This is a genomic window from Promicromonospora sp. NPDC023987 (genome assembly GCF_040639055.1).
Taxonomy (GTDB): domain Bacteria; phylum Actinomycetota; class Actinomycetes; order Actinomycetales; family Cellulomonadaceae; genus Promicromonospora.
The window spans coordinates 1-18494 of sequence record NZ_JBEZZF010000063.1 but is presented as its reverse complement, the minus strand read 5'-3'; the positions used below and the strand labels follow the sequence as shown (position 1 = coordinate 18494).

At 66.6% G+C, this 18494-nt stretch carries 20 protein-coding genes; 8 read left to right on the top strand and 12 right to left on the bottom strand.

The features are described from left to right. The first annotated feature begins 55 nt into the window (after positions 1 to 55). A complete protein-coding gene (locus AB0F40_RS21995) occupies positions 56 to 2146 on the top strand; it encodes a SigE family RNA polymerase sigma factor (protein ID WP_357472610.1) in 2091 nt (696 codons plus the stop codon). Between the two features lie 20 nt (positions 2147 to 2166). Here the strand turns inward: AB0F40_RS21995 and AB0F40_RS21990 are convergent, their stop codons facing one another. Both AB0F40_RS21990 and AB0F40_RS21985 read right to left on the bottom strand, forming a co-directional pair. Continuing rightward, positions 2167 to 2412, bottom strand: coding sequence for a hypothetical protein (locus AB0F40_RS21990; protein ID WP_357472607.1), 246 nt, complete (start codon positions 2410 to 2412; stop codon positions 2167 to 2169). Positions 2413 to 2510: 98 nt separating this feature from the next. After that, a complete protein-coding gene (locus AB0F40_RS21985) occupies positions 2511 to 3695 on the bottom strand; it encodes an MFS transporter (RefSeq protein WP_357472604.1) in 1185 nt (394 codons plus the stop codon). A gap of 107 nt (positions 3696 to 3802) precedes the next feature. Here AB0F40_RS21985 and AB0F40_RS21980 point away from each other — a divergent pair, with 107 nt between their 5' ends. After that, a complete protein-coding gene (locus tag AB0F40_RS21980) occupies positions 3803 to 4384 on the top strand; it encodes a TetR/AcrR family transcriptional regulator (RefSeq protein WP_357472601.1) in 582 nt (193 codons plus the stop codon). A 28-nt stretch (positions 4385 to 4412) separates the two neighbouring features. Here the strand turns inward: AB0F40_RS21980 and AB0F40_RS21975 are convergent, their stop codons facing one another. Beyond that, positions 4413 to 5042, bottom strand: coding sequence for a cysteine hydrolase family protein (locus AB0F40_RS21975; RefSeq protein WP_357472598.1), 630 nt, complete (start codon positions 5040 to 5042; stop codon positions 4413 to 4415). Between the two features lie 159 nt (positions 5043 to 5201). Here AB0F40_RS21975 and AB0F40_RS21970 point away from each other — a divergent pair, with 159 nt between their 5' ends. After that, entirely contained in the window at positions 5202 to 5798 is a 597-nt protein-coding gene (locus AB0F40_RS21970) for a CGNR zinc finger domain-containing protein (protein ID WP_357472596.1), read from the top strand. Between the two features lie 195 nt (positions 5799 to 5993). Continuing rightward, entirely contained in the window at positions 5994 to 7175 is a 1182-nt protein-coding gene (locus tag AB0F40_RS21965; RefSeq protein WP_357472593.1) for a glycoside hydrolase family 76 protein, read from the top strand. A gap of 70 nt (positions 7176 to 7245) precedes the next feature. Here the strand turns inward: AB0F40_RS21965 and AB0F40_RS21960 are convergent, their stop codons facing one another. The 9 genes from AB0F40_RS21960 to AB0F40_RS21920 all read right to left on the bottom strand — a co-directional run bounded on the left by AB0F40_RS21960 (position 7246) and on the right by AB0F40_RS21920 (position 15892). Continuing rightward, positions 7246 to 8049: an isocitrate lyase/phosphoenolpyruvate mutase family protein gene (locus AB0F40_RS21960; RefSeq protein ID WP_357472666.1), complete on the bottom strand. Its 804-nt coding sequence runs from the start codon at positions 8047 to 8049 to the stop codon at positions 7246 to 7248. A 103-nt stretch (positions 8050 to 8152) separates the two neighbouring features. After that, entirely contained in the window at positions 8153 to 8347 is a 195-nt protein-coding gene (locus AB0F40_RS21955) for a hypothetical protein (protein WP_357472590.1), read from the bottom strand. A gap of 160 nt (positions 8348 to 8507) precedes the next feature. Next, positions 8508 to 9512, bottom strand: a complete 1005-nt coding sequence (locus tag AB0F40_RS21950; protein ID WP_357472587.1) for a LacI family DNA-binding transcriptional regulator — start codon at positions 9510 to 9512, stop codon at positions 8508 to 8510. A 64-nt stretch (positions 9513 to 9576) separates the two neighbouring features. Further along, positions 9577 to 10494 carry a carbohydrate ABC transporter permease gene (locus tag AB0F40_RS21945; RefSeq protein WP_357472663.1) on the bottom strand — a complete coding sequence of 306 codons (918 nt, stop codon included), beginning with the start codon at positions 10492 to 10494 and terminating at the stop codon, positions 9577 to 9579. Continuing rightward, positions 10487 to 11446 (bottom strand): sugar ABC transporter permease, encoded by a 960-nt coding sequence (locus AB0F40_RS21940; protein WP_357472584.1) that lies wholly within the window; start codon positions 11444 to 11446, stop codon positions 10487 to 10489. The genes AB0F40_RS21945 and AB0F40_RS21940 overlap by 8 nt, the downstream gene beginning before the upstream one ends. 116 nt (positions 11447 to 11562) lie before the next feature. Beyond that, positions 11563 to 12846 (bottom strand): extracellular solute-binding protein, encoded by a 1284-nt coding sequence (locus tag AB0F40_RS21935; protein WP_357472581.1) that lies wholly within the window; start codon positions 12844 to 12846, stop codon positions 11563 to 11565. Positions 12847 to 12905: 59 nt separating this feature from the next. Then, a complete protein-coding gene (locus AB0F40_RS21930) occupies positions 12906 to 14219 on the bottom strand; it encodes a polysaccharide pyruvyl transferase family protein (protein WP_357472578.1) in 1314 nt (437 codons plus the stop codon). Between the two features lie 215 nt (positions 14220 to 14434). Then, positions 14435 to 14968 carry a hypothetical protein gene (locus tag AB0F40_RS21925; protein WP_357472575.1) on the bottom strand — a complete coding sequence of 178 codons (534 nt, stop codon included), beginning with the start codon at positions 14966 to 14968 and terminating at the stop codon, positions 14435 to 14437. 36 nt (positions 14969 to 15004) lie between these two features. Further along, on the bottom strand, positions 15005 to 15892 hold the full coding sequence (locus tag AB0F40_RS21920; protein WP_357472572.1) for an NAD(P)H-binding protein: 888 nt from the start codon (positions 15890 to 15892) through the stop codon (positions 15005 to 15007). A gap of 175 nt (positions 15893 to 16067) precedes the next feature. Here AB0F40_RS21920 and AB0F40_RS21915 point away from each other — a divergent pair, with 175 nt between their 5' ends. From AB0F40_RS21915 to AB0F40_RS21900, 4 genes are all read left to right on the top strand, one after another. Next, positions 16068 to 16649, top strand: a complete 582-nt coding sequence (locus tag AB0F40_RS21915) for a helix-turn-helix domain-containing protein (protein WP_357472569.1) — start codon at positions 16068 to 16070, stop codon at positions 16647 to 16649. Between the two features lie 711 nt (positions 16650 to 17360). Beyond that, positions 17361 to 17732 (top strand): DUF6331 family protein, encoded by a 372-nt coding sequence (locus AB0F40_RS21910; RefSeq protein WP_357472566.1) that lies wholly within the window; start codon positions 17361 to 17363, stop codon positions 17730 to 17732. After that, positions 17722 to 18111 (top strand): hypothetical protein, encoded by a 390-nt coding sequence (locus AB0F40_RS21905; protein ID WP_357472563.1) that lies wholly within the window; start codon positions 17722 to 17724, stop codon positions 18109 to 18111. The genes AB0F40_RS21910 and AB0F40_RS21905 overlap by 11 nt, the downstream gene beginning before the upstream one ends. Positions 18112 to 18192: 81 nt before the next feature. After that, positions 18193 to 18423, top strand: a complete 231-nt coding sequence (locus AB0F40_RS21900; RefSeq protein WP_357472560.1) for a hypothetical protein — start codon at positions 18193 to 18195, stop codon at positions 18421 to 18423. Positions 18424 to 18494: the final 71 nt, after the last annotated feature.

Below are 18494 nucleotides of genomic sequence, written 5' to 3'. Positions count from 1 at the left end.
GTCACCGTACGGATACGGTCTCAACCTGCGACGGTTCCGGCGCGTGGGTAGGAGCATGGAGACACTTTCGGGAAGACGGGTCGAGGTCCGGGTGGGCGACGGGCCGCGTGACGAGGAGTTCGTCGCGTTCGTGGAGGCTGACGGCCCGTACCTGTTTCGGACGGCCTACTTCCTGGTCGGCGAGCGGGCCCTGGCCGAGGACCTGGTCCAGGGCACCTTCGAGCGCGTCTACCGACACTGGGACAAGGCTCGGGCAGGGACCCCGCGTGCGTACGCGCGGAAGGTGCTGGTCAACCTCAGGACCGATGCGTGGCGTCGGACGCGGCTGACGGACGTCCCGGGTGACGACCACCTTCCGGTCGCTCACGCGGAGGACCACGTCGCAGGGATCGCCCTCCGGGACGAGCTCGCCCGAGCGCTGGGGAGCCTCTCGCCGCAGCAGCGCCGGGTCGTGGTGCTGCGGCACGTCCTCGATCTGCCGGAGGCGCAGGTCGCCCGCGAGATCGGACGGTCGGTCGGCACCGTCAAGGCTGCGAGCTCCCGCGGCCTCGAGCGGCTTCGCTCGCTCCTGGCCACCGCTGCCCCGGAGACCGCGGACGAGCCGGTCTTCGACGGTCGCGAGGCGTTGACCCGCAGCAGGGCCGCGGCAGCACGTCAGGTCCGTCGCGACGGTGCGCTCGGCGTCGCCGCGGTCGCGGTGTGCGCGTTCATCGCCCTGGTCGTGCACGGTCCGGTCGGTGTGCCGGTGCTGGACAGCGTCACGGCCCCGGCACACCGCTGGCTGGTGGAGACCTTCCACCTGCCCTCGGTCGATGCCAGTCGTGATGACGGCCTGGTCGAGGACGAGGACCTGGTGGCCAAGCAGGATGACGCCGTCGGGCTGGGCGACCTGGACATCCCGGAGATGGCGGTCCCCGCCGTCGCATGCGCCGGCGGTGACCTACCGACACCGGCCGCGACCAGGACCATCCGGGTTCCCGGGGACGCCCCGACCGGCGACTACACGGTCGTCCAGGCGCTCGACGCCGAGGACGCTCGCGCGGCGATCGAGTGCGTCGACTACGTTCCCGAGCACAGGGTGAGCCTCGGAACCCCTCCGGACGTCATGGTCGGGTCCGGGATCGGGTCGGACCCCAACGTTCCGTTCAGGGTCCGTCGCGACGGGACGCTGATCGCCGCACTCGCCCGGCCCGACGTCGGACCCGGCTCCGAACCGATCACCGCACTGGCGCGGCCCGCGGCTACCGGGCCGGCCGGAAGGCCCACCCTGGAGCACTGGCAGCTCACGGCTGGCTCTACCGGCTCTCGCAATGAGCATCGCCGCTATGCCGGGGTCGGCAGCCCGGTCCTCACCGACACGCATGTCGCGTGGACCGAACGGGGCTCCGAGAGCGAGCCGGTCGTGGTCAAGGCGCAGGGACCGGACGGCGAGATCCGTACCGTCGCGAGCTACCAGCCAGATCCCGGTCGGTTCGTCTGGAAGGTCGCAGCAGGAGGGCGAACCCTGGCGATCCTGCACGTCACGGACGAGACGGGCGCCGACCTGGACCGGTGTGTGGGCCGCATCGACCTGGTCGACCTGGGCGCACCCGGCACCGACGTCGTCCGCGACGCGGTCACTGACGTCTGCGCCATCTCCGACAGCGACGACGGCGTCGTCGTGTCACGCAACCCTGCTGACGGGCCCAGCACGATCGGCTTGCTCTCGGCAGACGCCGGCCTGCGCGAGCTCGTGGGGCTCGACCAGAACGCGGCGTGGAACCACTACGCCTACCTGTCCGGGGACACGCTGTTGTTCGAGTCGGGCCAGTGGATCGTGGCGCTCGACACCGACTCGCGCGAGGCCACGGTCGTCCGTGACGACGCCGCGTGGCCGGTCAGCGCGTTCGACGACGGCATCCTCTGGGCCGACGGCGAGAACATCTACTTCCTGCGGCTGGAGCCGCGGGACGGAGTCGCCGTGCCCGCCCTGACCACGGTCGGACCGAACGAGGACGGGACCGCGTGGCTGGACGTCGCCGCCGCTGCACAACGTGTCGTCTGGACCGAGCACGCCGGCGCAGAGCTGGAAGGCTTCCAGAACCAGGAATCCTGGAGCTACGACGAGCTGCACCAGACCGTGGTGTACGTACGGACGTCGTGGTGACGGCGGCCGCAGACGGACGCTCAGCGCAGCGTCGGGCTTTCCACGTGGACGGGTCCGTGCGCGCCCGGGTGCTCGATCTGCAGGTTGACGGTGCTGCGCGACGTCGGGATCACGGCGAGCTGGGCCTCGTCGCCGCTGGTGTCGATGGCGCGCACGTGCAGGTGCCCGTCCTTGAGGCGGATCGCGAACTGGTCGGCCCCGGCGACGAAGCGCACCTCGCTGTCGTCGGTGATCACGGTGGGGCTCGAGGGGAGGGTCTTCGGCATGGGTACAGCATGCCTCTGAACTGCAGTCCTTGGGAGTGCGCCGCTTCGGACTGAGACGAACGACAACGGATGGTCTGCCGGCGTCATGCCTGTGGGGTTCAGGCGTGAGCCGATGCCGGACGCTTGCCGAAGGCGCGCATGGCGAGGGCGCCCACCACGGGCCCTGGTACCAGGACGAGGAAGGCGTACTGCCAGCCGACCACGTCAGCGGTGATCGGGACCAGATTGATGGTCAGGACCGTGATGAGGAAGCCGATCGCGGTCTGCGCGGTCAGCGCGGTGCCGACATAGCGCTGGTCGACGACCTCGCTCAGCGCAGTGGAGAAGACGCCGGAGTCCGCGATCACCGACGCCCCCCACACCATCAGGAACGCGACCAGGACCGGCCAGGGAGCCAGGTAGAAGAGGGGCGACAGGAGGCAGCACGATCCGCTGACGACGAGGGCGGTGCCGGCGGTACGCGCCCGGCCGAACCTGTCGGCCGCCCAGCCGCCGAGAAGCGAGCCGGCCAGGCCTGCCGCGCCGATCGCAGTGAAGGTGAGGAGCCCGGTGGCCTGCCCGTGGGCCGGTGCAGCGGCGAGGATGAACGTCGCCATCCAGGTCCACAAGGCGTACAGCTCCCACATGTGCCCGAAGTAGCCGAGGTTCGCGTCGCGCGGCTGAGGTCGGCGGAACATCTCCAGGACGTAGCGCGGGTGAGGGCGGCTGCCCGAGGACGTGTGCGGGCCGGAGCGGACCAGGACCGTCGCGACGATCGCTGCGGCGACGCCGAGACCCGATGCCGTCAGGAGCACGTTCTGCCACGGCAGGGTCCCGGAGGCGTTGACCAGGTGCGGCAGGGCAGAGCCCAGGGTGAGCGCTCCGACGAGTACGCCGAGCGCGAGGCCCCTGCCGGTGGACCCGAACCAAGAAGTCATGAGCTTCATGCCGACGGGGTAGACCCCGGCAAGGAAGAACCCCGTGACGAACCGCAGCGCCACCGCGGTTCCGAAGTCGCTGACGAACAGCGCGATCGTCGCGGTCGCGGCCGCAGCCCCGACCGCTGAGGCCGCCAGCAGGTGCTGCGGCGGTAGCCGGTCGGGCAGGTTGAGCACCGCGGACGTGAGCGCACCAGCGACGAAACCGAGCTGGACCGTCGCGGTGAGCCAGCCGGCCTGCGACCCGTCCAGGTGCCAGGTCTCTCGCAGAGTCGGCAGCACGGCGGAAGCGGAGAACCACATGGCCATGGCGAGCACCTGGGTCGCCGCGATCAGCCCTAGCTGGACGTATGGCCTGCGGTGCATGAGTCCTCCCCGTCCTGCACTCCTTCGTACAGACAGATCTGTCTGACCGCAGGCTATGCGCACGGACACGCTTTGTCGAACAGACCTGTCTGTTCGATACTGCAGTCATGGAAGCGAGCGAGGGTTCACCGCAGCCGGTCGAACGGCTGCTCGCCACGGCGGACAGGCTGTTCTATGCGGAGGGGATTCGTGCGGTGGGGATCGACCGGGTCCTCGCGGAGAGCCGCGTGGCCAAGTCGACCCTCTACGCCCATTTCCGCACGAAGGAGGACCTGGTCGCGAAGTACCTCCACCGGCGTAGCGATGCCACCAGGACGCGAGTGACGCAGGCGGTGGAGGATCGAGCAGGACAGTCGCCGACAGCTCGGATCCTGGCCGCGTTCGAGGTCTTCGATGAGCTGTTGTCGGAGCCGGGCTTCCGCGGCTGCCCGTTCGCGAACGCCTCTGCTGAGTATCCGCACCATGCTGGGATCCAGGCCGCGATCGCTGACGACCGTGCCTGGCTTCCCGCGTTGTTCTCTCGGGTCCTGGCGCCCGTCGCAGGCCAGGCCGGCAGTGGTCTCGCTGCCGCACTGGTGCAGCTGTACGACGGCGCGGTCGCCGGCGCGCACCTTGATCGAGCGCCCGAAAGCGCCGTCACGGCCGCGCGCACCGCGCGAGCTCTGCTGGCGGCCCACCAGGTTCCCTGACCGTCTCGTCGAATGACCCCTGGTCGAACTACTTGCTATCCCGACCTCGAGCAGCCGACTCGATGAGGTTGTCGCCTACGAGAGCGTTCTCGGACCGCACCGCCTCGACCCAGCCGCTCGTCGTGGCGACCGCTGCCCAGTTGGAGTTCAGGACGGCCATGAGCGTCTCGTGCACCTGCTGTGCCGGCGCGGACCCGGCGGAGTTCACGATGTCGATGGCGCCGGTCGCGTCGGACAGCACCTCGACGGCGAACCCGAGGGGCTCCGCAGCGGCGGCGGAACCGATGACGCAGTTGTTCGTCATGTAGCCGACGAGGGTGACCGTGTCGAGCTCGCGTTCACGCAGCCACTCCTCGAGGCCGGTGTCCGCGAAGACGCTGGAGAACGGCTTGGTGAAGCGGTGCGCCGCGTCGTCGGCCCGCTTCGCGATCTCCGGGTGCAGCTCGAAGGTCGGCGACTCCGGGGCGAAGACCGGGGAGCCCGCGGGGGTCTGGTGCTGCACGACGACGACCGGGATGCCGGCCTGCTCGGCCGTGTCCATCGCCTCCGCGATGCGGGCGACCGACTCGTCGCGTGCGGGGTACTGGATCGGCAGCAGACCTTCGAAGTACTCCTGCTGGGCGTCGATGACGATCAGTGCGCGGCGGGGTGCGGACATGGGATCTCCTTGGTTGGTGCGGCGGGTGGACTCCGGCGGCTGCCGGCGGGATTCAGGATCGCTGACCTGACCTCAGCTGTCACGGCAACGAGCGCGGTTTCGCGTGAGGTCGAGCGTAGCAGCGGATCACGGTAAGTCAACGCTGTTACCATGAGAACCATGTCTGAGAGACCTCTTCCCCCGAGCCCCGGCGCGCGGGAGCACAGCAGCATCGAGCTGGTGAACAGCGAGATCCACCTGCCCGGCGGGAAGATCAACGACGCCCTGAGCACCCTCGAGTCGACGACCGCCTGGCTCATCGAGCGCGGCCTCGTCAGTCGAGGGGCGTCGTTGCAGTCGTACTGCCAGAACCGGATGGTCGGACTCCGTGGCGACGTCCGGAAAGCCTTCGCGGCGCACGTCACGGGTGTCGCCGTCGACCCTCAGGCGCTCAGCGGAATCAACGCAGCTCTCGCCTCCGCCCCCCATGCGTCACTGCTGCGCTACGCCCCGGACGAGGGATTCTTCCGCTCGCTGGAGCACCCGACCACCCGGCTCGTCGAGCACGCCATGTCCGTGGTCGCGGAGGACGCCGCGGCGCTGCTCGCAAGCGACGACGCCGAGCTGCTGGCGCAGTGCGAGGCGGAACCGTGCTCGCGGTTCCTGCTGAAGACCCACGGGCGCAGGCAGTGGTGCTCGACCCGCTGCGGGGATCGAGTACGCGCTGCGCGTTCGTACGCGCGCAAGAGAACGCAGATGAACCCGGTGCAGAAGTGACCGGCACGATGGATGGGGCGCGTGACTCGCGACCACGTCGTTGACCGGTTCCGTCCCGGTCCCTAGCATGTTCGTGCGCAAGGATGACAGCGCTGACATCCACCGCCGTCGGGCTGGTCCCGAGCTGACCTCGTTCCAGGGCCCCAGTCCGTGAACCACCGAATGACCGAGCATCACTGAACGAAGGAGCGAACGATGAAGTTCACCAGAGTTGCCGCTACGGTCGTCGCGCTGGCCTGCGTGCTGGGGGCGGCGGCCCCCGCCGGCGCACGGGAGGGCGACGCCGCGGCGGCGTCGCAGCGTACGCACGTGCTGCGGGCGATCGCGTCGTACGACGCGATGCAGGAGCACATGGCCGCGGACGACGGTTCAGGCCTCTACCGCGAGCGGTACCCGAGCGGGGCCGAGGACCGCACCTACTCGTTCGAGTGGCCGCACTCCCAGGCGCACGTCGCGACGCTCGACCTCACCGGGCTGCCCGGGGTCCTGGGACGCTCGTTCGAGGACGACCTCGCCGACGTCGCCCGCGGGCAGGAGCACTTCTGGAATGCCGGCGGCGGCACCACCGGGCTGCCCGGTTACGACTCGTACCCGCGCGCCCCGTACGGCGATGGCGGCGACATGTTCTACGACGACAACGAGTGGGTCGCGCTCGCCAAGGTGCAGCAGCATCTGGCGACCGGCGACGAGGCGGCGCTCGAACGCGCCGAGGAGATCTTCGAGCTCGTGGTCTCCGGGTGGGACACCGACCCGTCGCACCCGGCGCCCGGCGGCGTGTTCTGGACCCAGGCCGACTGGAGCACCGACCGCAACACCGTCTCCACGATGCCCGGCGCGCAGCTCGCCACCCGCCTGTACATGATCACCGGGGAGCAGCACTACCTCGACTGGGCGCTGCGGATGGTGGAGTGGACCGACGAGCACCTGCTCGCGCCGAACGGTCTCTACTGGGACAACATCAAGCTCGACGGGTCCATCGACCGCACGCAGTGGTCGTACAACCAGGGCGTCCCGCTGGGCACCTACACCCTGCTGTACGAGGCGACGGGCGACGAGCGCTACCTGGAGAAGGCCGAGGCGATCGCGGCGGCGTCCTACCGCTTCTACGTTGCCGAGGGGCGGCTGGAGGGTCAGCCGATGTTCTTCAACTCCATCTGGTTCAAGAACCTCCTGCTTCTGGAGTCGGTGACCGGCGGCACGACGTACCGGGACGCCATGGCGGACTACGCCGGCCAGCAGTGGCGCACCGAGCGCGACCGCACGACCGGGCTGTTCAATGCCGGGGACGAGCACACCGAGCTGCTGGAGCAGGCGGCGATGGTGCAGATCTACGCCACTCTCGCGTGGCCGCGCGGGCAGGCGTCGATCCTGTACTGAGGGCGGGGGACGTACCTTCGGGATGCGCGAAGCCCAGGTCAGAAACCATCTCTGACCTGGGCTTCGTGCCTCAGTTGAGCGCGCGCGTCGAGGCCGGGATCACGCCATCGGCGTAGAGGATCTTCGCCACGTCCTGCAGTGCTGTGAGCGCGACGCGCTGCGTGGTCGGCCCGTACGAGATACGCGCAACACCGAGGGCTTCGTACTCGCCGGCGGTGAGCGCGCCGGGCAGCCCGATCACGCTGATCTTGCGATCTCCGATGCCCTCGACCAGCTGCCGCGTCACGTCGGCACTGAGCACGCCAGGCACGAAGACCACATCGGCGCCCGCCGCCAGGTAGGCCCGTCCGCGATCGATCGCGTCGGCGATCGACTCCTCGACAGGCCGATCGCCCGCACGCACGAACGCGTCGGTGCGTGCGTTCAGCGCGAACGGCACTCCCTCGGACGCGGCCGCGGCAACGATCGCCTCGACGCGCGCAGCCGCTTCCGTGACCGGACGCAGCCGGTCCTCGACATTCGCGCCGATGATACCCACGTCGATCGCGCGGCGCGTGGTCTCGGCCGGATCCTCGTACCCGTCGTCGAGGTCGGCCGAAACCGGCACGTCGCCCGCCGCCGCCACGATGCGCCCGACCATGTCGAGCGTGAGCTCGAGCGGGATCGTCCCGTCCGGATACCCGAAGCTGGCGGCAATCGAGTGGCCCGCAGTGGCCAGCGCCTTGGTCTGGGGAAGGGCGAGGACGGCCTTTGCAGACACGACGTCCCACACGTTCACGACCTGGAGGATCTCGGGTGCCGCGTGCAGCTCGCGGAGCGTGCGCGCCCGGTCGGCCGGTGACGCGTTGTGCTCGTTCGATGTCTCCGATGTCATCGAGTCAGAGTAGCTGGATGAGCGCCGGATCTTCCCTCGCCGGCGCGCGGCCAACTCAGGACGTTCAGTGTGCATGGCGCCGACGGCACGTAGCGGTGAGGACCTATCCGTTGCGATCGGAGGGGAGGCGGCCGCGGTTTCCGAGTCCTCGCCATGTCCATTCGTCGCCGTTGCTGTCGGTGACACGGATGCCCCAGATCTCCTCGTCGGCCGGAATCGTGATGAGTGCCGGGCTGGGTGCGCGATTCGCCAGCAAGACGTCGACTGTGGCGCCGGGGAGGTCGTCGACCTCGGTCACCGACTCTTCCACCGCGTGGTGGACCTCGCCGTGGACCAGATCGCTCGTATAGAGCTTTAGTGCTTCGACCGTGATTATCGGTCGTCACTCTGCCGAGCACCCGGTGCCTGAGCAGATATCGGAGCCACGTTTCGACCGGAAGCGAGCATGAGCTGACCAGTCAGCGGGCGGGCGGCAGGACACTCTCGCGGGCGACGACGTGTGGTGGCGGATCGGTGATGACGCCGAGCTGCGTGGGGGTGCCGGCGAGCAGGGCTGAGACCTGCTCCACAGCCCGCATCCCCAGTACCCGCATCGGCATCCGGATCGTGGTCAGCTGCGGCCGGACCAGCTCAGCGATCTCGGCGTCGTGAACTCCCACCACCGAGAGCTGCTCAGGTACCGCGATGCCGGCGTCGGCCGCAGCTCCGAGCAGGCCGACCGCCGACATCACGTTGTTCACCACGACCGCGGTGGGCATCGTTTCGCCCGCTCGGAGCATCGCTAGTCCGGTTGCGCCGGCCTGAGCGCCGAAGCCGGTGAACAGCGGGGGGCGAGGTTTCAGCTGCGCCCGGTGCATCGCGCTCAGGTAGCCCTGATGCCGCGGATTCGATGGCTGGGTGTCGAAGCCTCCGACGAAGGCGACCTCGGTGTGCCCGGCCTCGATGAGGTGGTCCGTGGCCACGCGTCCCGCGGCGAGATCGTCGACGGAGACCCAAGGATCGTGGTCATCCGACTGGTACTCCACGAGCACGACCGGGGTGGGGCGGGAGCGGAGGACGCCCAGCACCTCCTCATCCATCAGCCCGCCGTGGCGCAGCACGATGGCATCGACGAGCCCTTGGCCCAGTAGCCGCGCAAGGAAGTGGCTGCCAGACCGCATCCACATCGTGTCACCCACCACGACTGCCAGACCACGCTCCTCGGCAGCCTCGTAGATGCCATGGAACAGCTCCTGATACACCGGGTTCTCGAGGTTCTCCACGACGACCGCGATGGTGCCGGCCTGCTGACGGCGGAGTGCGCGGGCGGCGGTATTGGGTATGTAGCCCAGCTCTGCGATCGCGGCCTCGACGCGGGCGCGAGTCGCCTCGCCCATGCGGGTGTGCGTGGTGCCGTTGAGAACGGCAGCGACCGTCGATGGCGAAACGCCCGCGACGCGTGCAATGTCCTTCTGTGTCGCCATTTGGTTCATCCTAATCGTCGTTCGATCGTCCGGTGGCTTACGCCCAAGGTCCCGGCCGCTTCTGCTACTTCAGGCCGGTCGTGGCGATGCCCCGGACGAGGTAGCGCTGGCCCAGCAAGAACATCAGGAACAAGGGGATGAGCGAGACGATCGACATGGCGAACATGGCGCCCCAGGATGACTGGCCCGTGGAGTCAAGGAACGTGCGCAAGGCGATCGGCACCGTGTACAGGTCTGGCTCGGTCAGGAAGATGAGCTGCGAGAAGAAGTCGTTCCAGGTCCAGATGAACGTGAAGATCGCCGTCGTGGCCAGAGCAGGTACTGCCAGCGGCAGCATGATCTGCAGGAAGATCCGGGCGTGACCTGCGCCGTCGATGCGCGCAGCCTCGTCGAGGTCCCTGGGAACCCCGCGGAAGAACTGGACCATGAGGAAGACGAAGAACGCGTCAGTCGCCAGAAGTTTAGGGACGATGAGCGGAAGGAACGTATTGAGCCATCCCAGCTCGGAGAAAAGCACATACTGAGGAACGATGATCACGTGGATCGGCAACATGATGGACATCAGCATGGTCGCGAACCACAGGCGTCGGAACCGAAAATTCAGTCTCGCGAAGGCATAGGCAGCCAGCGAGCAGGACACCAGGTTGCCCACCACGGCGCCGGCCACCACCAGGAAGGAGTTCATCAGGTAGTGAGTGAACGGGTGGCTGAGCGCATTCCAGCCCTGAGAGTAGTTCTCGGTCGTGAAATCGGTGGGAATCAGCCCGGGCTCCTTGAAGATGAGAGCATCAGGCTTGAACGATGAGGCCAGCATCCACAGCAGTGGATAGATCATGATGATCCCGACCGTGATCAGGACGACATGTTTGACCAGCCTGCGTACCCGCACTCGCCCGGGCGTGGTGGTCTTGAGGTGGTGGCGCTGCGATCGCTCCGCTACGGCGGCCCGAGCGACTTCTAGGGTGGGTGACGACTCAGTCATCATAGAAGACCCAATACTTTGAGGCGAAGAAGTTGATGGCGGTCATCGCGCCGATGATCATCAAGAGCAACCAAGCCATGGCCGAGGCGTATCCCATGTTGAAGTTGCTGAAGCCTTGTTCGTACAGGTACAGCGTGTAGAACAAAGTCGAATCGACGGGCCCGCCCGTTCCGCCGGAGACGATAAACGCCTGTGTAAAGGTCTGGAACGCGTTGATGACCTGCAGCACGAGGTTGAAGAAGATCACCGGGGTCAGCATGGGCACGGTGATGCTGGCGAACTGCCGGAGCTTCGAGGCACCATCCATGCTGGCTGCCTCGTAGTACATGTCCGGGATCTGCCGCAGTCCCGCGAGGAAGATGACCATGGGCGAGCCGAACGTCCAGACGTTCAGGACCATCAGGGTGCTCAGCGCATAGTCGGGGTGCGACACCCACCCCTGGGTGCCGAAATGTATCAAGGGTTGGACGCCATTGAACCATTCGATGCCTTGATTGATCAGCCCAGCGGTGCCGAACAGCTGCCGCCACAGAATCGCAATGGCCACCGAAGCGCCGAGCAGGGATGGCAGGTAGAAGACCGAACGATAGAAGGCCAGTCCGCGCACGCCCTTGTCCAGCACCATGGCAAGCCCCAGCGCGGCTGCGAGCTGCAGCGGCACGGACACGAAGACGTAGGTGAAGGTCACCCCGAGCGACTGAATCAGTCGCGGATCCTGGAACAGCTGCCTGTAGTTCTCCAACCCGGCGAACACCGGATCTGAGAACAGGTTGTAATGGGTGAAGGAAAGGTAGAGAGAGGCAAGCAGCGGGCCCACCACGATGAGGATCAGACCGACGAACCAGGGAAGCAGGAAGACCATTGCCGCTCTGCCGTCGCCGCGCTCGGACGGAGCCCTGGAAGCGGATCTGGCTGCCTTGCGGAGCTTTGCGAGCTCACCGGAAACGGCCATGGCGCACCTCCGTGAGTGTCAGGTAGGTCATCGTCATTCCAATGTTCTGAACCGCCCGGGGGTGCCAGATGCCTCCGGTCCGCCGGCGGGCCGAGGCACGCCAGCGGACCGGGGGACTAGTTGGTGGCGGCGATGCTCTGGTCGAGTTCGTCCGCGAACTGTTCTGCAGCCTCGTCAGGCGAGACCCGCTCGAAGAGCATGTCCTCGGCGTAGCGCAGCAGCATCTGCTCCGCCGTGTCGGCGCCTGGTGGCGGCGGCATCGGTGCAGCGTCAGGTGCGTTCGCTTCGACCACGGCAACGAAGTCCGCCATCTGCTGCTGCTCGGGAGAAAGGTCGTCCCTGATGTGTTCCACGACGTCCTGATTCGCTGGGATGCCGCGCTCGGCCTGCAGGATCTCAGCCGCGTCCAGGTTTCCCTGGAGGCAGTCCAGCAACTGTGCTGCCTCGGCCGGGTGCTCAGTAGCTGAGGTGATCGCCCAGCTCATCGACCGGAACGTCTGCCCGGTCTCGCCGGCTTCATGGACCGGCAGCTGCAGCAGAGCGAACTCTGAGCCGGTGGTCGCCTCCAGAGCAGTGATCTCGTTGATCGGTCGGACCGCCATCATTGCGCCACCCGTGCCGATCATCGTCTGCTCGATCCCTGCGCCCTGATGCTCGACCGAGACCGAGGCCGGAGCAGATCCGTTGGACTCCTGCAGGTCGAGGCCATACTGCAAGAACGAGGCGATGACGTCGGCGTCCAACCCGACCCCGTCCTCCGTGTAAAGACCGTCGAGGTGTCCGAGCTGCCGTGCCCAGATGTTCAGCAGGCGGATGTCCTCACTGGGCTGTTGCAGCCCCCAGACCTCTCCGTCGGACGCTTCGTACACGCTGTCGGCGTACTCGGCCAGGTCGTCCCAGCTCCAGTTCTCATCGTCAGGGCGCTCGAGTCCGTACTCTTCCATCATCGTGACGTTGAGGACGAGCCCGGATGCGTTGGTGGTGATCGGGATCGCGTAGTTCGTCCCGTCCACCGCGTCCGAGTTCAGCACTCCGGGCGAGATGGCGGAGGTGTCGATGTGCTCCTTGACAGTGGCCATATCCACCAGGCCGCCACGCTGACCGTAGGAGCTGATAGCTCCACTGACCACCTGAATGACGTCGGGCGGGTTACTGGCCGCGAACTGAGTGGCCAGCCTGTCGTCATATCCATCGGTAACAAATTCTGGAGCGGTGGTGATGTTTCCAATGGCGGCTTCACAAACCGCCAAAGCCTCCTGCGTCTGTTCATGACGGACTTCGCTGCCCCACCATGCCACGCGTAGCTCCACGGCATCCCCGGCTTCCCCCGGTGCGTCGTCGCCGTCCATGTTGTCCGCCTGGCCGCACGCTCCCAGGCCCAGCAACGCCACCGTGCCCATCGCTAGGAGCGTGACGCTGCGGCGTTGGCGTCCGACCCGGCCTCGCGATCTTGTATTTCTCATTGTGTACCTCCAGTTAGCTCACCATTGAGCGCTGCCTCATAGGGCGTGGCAGGTTCTCCGTACAGGATGGTGCTGGCCATGTGTCGCAGTCGCCCGCGAGCAACGGCATTCACCTGTGAAGACAAGCCGCTCCACCGCTGCGGGTCGTCAATGATGCTGGTGACGGCCTCTTCCGCCACCGTCTCGGCGCCCGGACCGACCTCGATGATCAAGTCCGATCCGCCTAGGTCCTCGTACATGCGCCCCTTGACGGTCTCGGTGGGCTGACGCAGGTAGAGGGTGGGTACTGCATGAGCAGACGCGATGATCGGCGAATGGCATTCCATGCTGATCACGGCGCGACTGACGGAGTAGACGGCGCTGGCCTCGGCCAGAGACCAGAACCGGTCCAGTATCCGGACATGCGGTGTGATATCCGGGGGAAGCAACGGGAGGAGATGCTCGCGTGCGTAGGCGGGTGCGTAAGACATCTCCGGCACGACGACGGCCGGCGCGTTGGTCTGTCGTACCCACGTCGCGATGGCGGTCACCAATGCCGCCAGGTCCGACTGGTGGGTCGCCGCATTGATCGCGTCCCTGCGCATGCTCTCCGGTGTGGGCTCCCGTCCGTGCATCTTCGCGTAAGGGGCGTAGCGGAGTCTCGGCACGAAGCATGCGAAGTTGTCGCGGCGAAGGTTCAGCTCGTCCAGGAACGGCTCGACCGTCGCGGCGTCGGCGTAGTCGTACGTGAAGGTGCCGTCGGGGCCGAACTCCAACGACTTGGCCTGGATCTGCTGGCCGCGCAGGTACTTCAGCGAGATCGAGTCCCTGCAGAAGATGAACTCTGCAGAATCGAGCGGTTCCCGGGCTTCGGCACCGAGAAACTCTGGTGGGAGGAAAGTCGCCATCACCTCCAGTTCGGCCAGCGTTCCCCAGGTGGGCGGGCAGACCGGATCGGAGGTTACGCCTGCGTATCCATGAGGCTTTCCCGTCGTGCGGGACCAGTGCAGGAACTCAGCGTGGCGATTCTCGACGTCGGCCGCCGAGCCGTGCACCAGGACCTCTGCGGAACTCCAGGCACTGGCGAGCTCGGGCGTCGTGGGCTGGCCGTTGCTGGTCAACGCGCCGCGGACGATCGCCACCTGTGGAAGGAGCTGGCGCATCAGCACCTCTTCACGCTCGCCGAGGGCCACGGGCCAGAGTGTGAGCTCGGCATCCGGATCCACCTGCAACAACGCGGAGAGCAATCCGGGTGAGTGCGCGACGTCGCCGATGTTGACGTCTTGCCAGGATGAACGGAGCAGCACTCGCCGCGACTTCGGGGAGCTCATGTACACCTCTCCAACGCGGCGCCAATGCCGCAGAGCCGGGGACTGCCTGGTTTGGTGAAGTTTCGTTGCGTCATCGGTGACGTGTCGTTGCGTCAACGCTAGCAGCCGGTTCTGGAGACCGTCAATCATGCGGTGCCTGCGCCCGGCTCGTCGTCCCTGGGCTCTCCAACGACTCTCGTGCTCGACCGGACGCTGTCCGGCCTGGGGCCAGGAAGTCATCCCGAGGAGTAGCCGCCGCCGTATCGCATGTTGCGTTCGCGAGTTTCCTGCAGTTGTCGGGCCCGTTCCGACCACGGTGCGTACATCGGAAACCAGTTCGTGTTCGGCCCCCTGATCGTGGCCATAAGTTGCGCCATTTCCGTTCGGTGCTCGTCGGCTACGGCGGTCAACCGTTCGTGGCAGCGCCGGACGGCGGACATTCCCGCTCCGGCCTCGAGGTCGCGTTCGGTGTCGGTGGCTATCGAGCCAAGCTCCGCAAGGACAGTTCGCTGCTTCTCGACCCACCTGCGCACTTCCTCAGGTGCGGCTTCGGCGTAGAACGTGGACCGCTGGTCGGTATCGTCGTAAGGATGGGGGCCGCTGTAGCGGTTCAGGAGTTTTCGATCCGCTTCCGGGTCCTCGAAGAGCCAGAGGTCGAAGTAAAGGTCCGGTGTGTCCTGCGGCAGGTCCTCGCGGCGCCGGTACATCTCCAGACGGATCTCGAAGCGGTACGGCCAGATGCGCACGTTCTTGGACTCATACTCGCGCATGGAAGTCCTCCCTGGTGCCTGGTGCGGCCCGCATCCTCACCCTGCGGATCGAGGCTCCGTTGACTGGTCGCGGCTGGTGAGCTGGTCCGCCAGCTGATCAGCGAGGTTGCGCGGCTCCCGCCCCAGGAGCCGGCTGAGCGTGGGATCGGATGAAGCGAAGTGGCCGCTCCGTGTCGCTTGGAACATCGACAGAGTGAAGCGTGCGGCCGCCTCCGGAACGCCGTTGGCCACCTCATCGGCAACCCACTTCTCGTCGTCGACAACGACGCGATGGACCTGGCGGCCAGTGACCTCGGATGCCACCGAGGCGAAGCTCGCGAGAGTGGCGGGCGAGGGCAACGTCAGATCGACGGGACCGTCGAACGGGGAGTCGCTGGTGAGGATCGCCGCGGCAGCCTCCGCTGCATCACGCCGATCGACCCACGAGAACGGACCGTCGGCGGGCTTGGCGATCACCCTCGTCTCCTGCCAGGGACCGAGCAGCTGTCCGAGATCTCCGTAGAAGCCGTTGCGCAACGCGGTCCATGCCACGCCTGAGGCTGCGAGGTACTGCTCGGTGGCGGCATGGATCGCGAGCGGCGGATAGGGAGTGTCGAAGCCGGTCCCGTGGGCGCTGGTGTACAGGATTCGTTGCGCCCCGGCGGCGACGGCGGCATCGATCGCCGTCCGGTGCTGGGCGACGACGTCGGCGGTGAGGTCGTTGGAGGAGACGAGCAGCACCTGCTCGGCGTCGGCGAACGAATGGCGCAGAGCCGCAGGGTCGTCGTAGCTTCCCTGTCGTACGCGGACACCTCGGTCGGCAAGGTGCTTTGCGCGTTCGGGGTCGCGGACGCTGACGCCGATGCGCGCTGGAGGAACCTGCTTCAGGAGGTGATCGACCGTTGCTCCGTTGAGAACGCCTGTCGCTCCGGTCACGATGATCATGATGGTGTCCTTTCGTGCGCGGCCCCAGGGCCTGCGCTGTGGGGGAGTGCGAGCGAACAGCACGGAGGGATCCGTGCGCGAAACCTGACCCGGTAGGTCAACTTCCCGTCAGGTAGCATCGTGGACGAAGTTGACCTACTTGGTCAAGTTTTCTCGTCGAACAAGGAGGACGGTGGTGGCTAGTACACGATCCTCGCCAACGCTTCGGACCGATGCCCGCCGCAATGTCGACCGGATCCGTGTCGCTGCGGTGCAGGTGTTCCGAGAGCGGGGCCTTTCCGTGCCGCTCGAGGAGGTCGCTGCGGCTGCCCAGGTGAGCAAGGCGACTATCTTCAACCGGTTCGGGGGGAGGGTCGGACTGATCGACGCCGTCCTCGACGACGTCGTCGCTGCAGAGTTGAGAAGCGTCATCGACGATGCACGGTCCGTCGTAGAGGTCCGTGCCCGAATCTGCTCCTACGTCGGTGCGATCCGGGATATCCAGTACCGGCTGCCGGCGGTCAACGACGTCCTGCTGAAGGAGTTCCCTGACTCGGAGGAGCTCATGGCTCTGTGCCACGTCGGAGGGGCCTTTCACGACGGCTTGGTCGCGGAAGGGCATGCCGCTGGGGTTCTGGTCCGCGGATTCACGCCAGATGACTTCCAGGCGCTGACGCTCGACAACGCCCTCGCCCTCAAGTACGGCGTCCGACCGTCCCGGTCGGACTACGATCGGCGAACTTCGTTCGTTCTCGGCGGGATCTGTCGATCGGCGTAGCCGAGTTGAGTCCTGATAGTGGTGTAGTGCATTGGCCGCACTTCGTCCTGTCGGACGATCACGCCAACCGCGCTACACCACTATCGGGGACTCAACTGCCGGACGGTCCGTCCTGCTCGCCGATGCGGTTCTGGGGTGCGTGTCGCCTTGGAGGGCCATCAGCTGTAGTCCCAAGGAAAGTCCGCGTGCCACCAGCGGTGGTAATGGTCAAGCTGGACTGGGAACTTGGCAAGGATCCGGCGGTCGAGTTCGTGAACGAGGTGTCTCAGCTCACGCGCAGGGCGGCGTGGCAGGCGACGCATCGCTTGCTCAAGGGTGTCGCGATCGTCGAGCGGGCTGCCGCAGCATTCCCTTATTCCGCAGCCGTACCCGTACCTGCCCCACGGCCTGTGGGTGCGGGCTTCGCGGTCCCAGTTCTGGAGAGCGCCGAAGATTTCACCGGCGAAGGTCTCGGCGAGTGTTATGGCTGCGTGGGTCGAACCCGAAAGACGTCCGTCCTTGGTGGATTGCCAACGGAACGCGATCGGTCGGTACTTGCGGAGCCGACGTGCGGCGTGCAGCCGCACCTGAACAGGGCGCCTACGCGGCATGTCCCTTCGTGGTAGTCATGGCGCAGATCCTAGCTGGACTGATTCCTGTGTCGGTCTCCTGGTTGGTGGCCTCAAAAATCGACGTGGACGGCTGACCGGTCGCCCGTCACACGTGCAACACGTGAGCACTCCTGTCGATGCCCTGGTTGAGATCCAGGATCCTTTGCGACGATGCTTCCTACGGTTCGAGACCGATTGCGTCCGTGCTTGTTGCGGCATCGCCGCGATCGATGTGGACGTTGCCGGCGTCGCCGGCGTCGCCGAGTGGGCATGTACTCTCGCGCCACAGGACTTGGCTGCCGCGGCGGCACAGCTCGAAGATCTCCTCACGCTCGTCGCGGACCGCTCGCGCGTGGTTACTTCGATCTTCCTAAACCACTCGACGGTCGATGACGGCGCCCGCAGCGAGCTCCTCAGTCTGCTCACCATCATCAACGACGGGTTCACCGCCGCACGGCGTGCACCCGACGAGGTGGCCAAAGATGAGCTTTGACCTGACGATCCTCGCGACGACGCCTGACACCTCCGATGACGAGATTCGTGCGCAGGCACTGCGATGCGCCGCCGCGCAGGACCATCCGGAGGGCGACCTCGACGCGCGCATCGTTGCGTTCTACGAGGCGCTCCGTGGGATGCACCTGGATGACGGCCCGGCGTCACGTAGCGATGCGACTCCCTGGGCGTCATCACCGCTGGACACTGGAATCGACCACGTGACCACCAACCTGCGACACGGCCGCGCCGGCGACGTCATCTGCACGATCTTCGAGCTGGCCGCCCCTCCATGGACTTGTGGTCTTCGATCCGCAGGACGGACCGTCAGCCGTCCGCACCAGCCAGGCAGCACAACTCACAGGATCGCGACGCCATGACCTCCGTCGTCATCCCCGACCACGGCCAAAGCCTCCAGCACGGGCCACCGATCGATGGCTGGGGCTGGCATCATCAACGCCGTGATCCCCATCGCCGACCTCGCCATCAGGGTCCTGCGCCGATCGCGGCTCGACCTTGGCCCCGGGCTGACCAGCGACCAGATCGCCGACATCCAAGCCACCTTCGGCTTCACGTTCAACCGCGACCACATAGACGTCCTGCGGCACGTTACCCCCGAGGGCTGGATCGACTGGACCGGCAAGGAGCAGACCATCCGCGACAGCCTTGGGGACTGCCCCAGGAACGGTTGACATCTGATCTGTACCGGCCTGAGGTCGGTGCTGGAAGGATGTTGTTGTGCCCAAGGCTTACCCACCCGAGT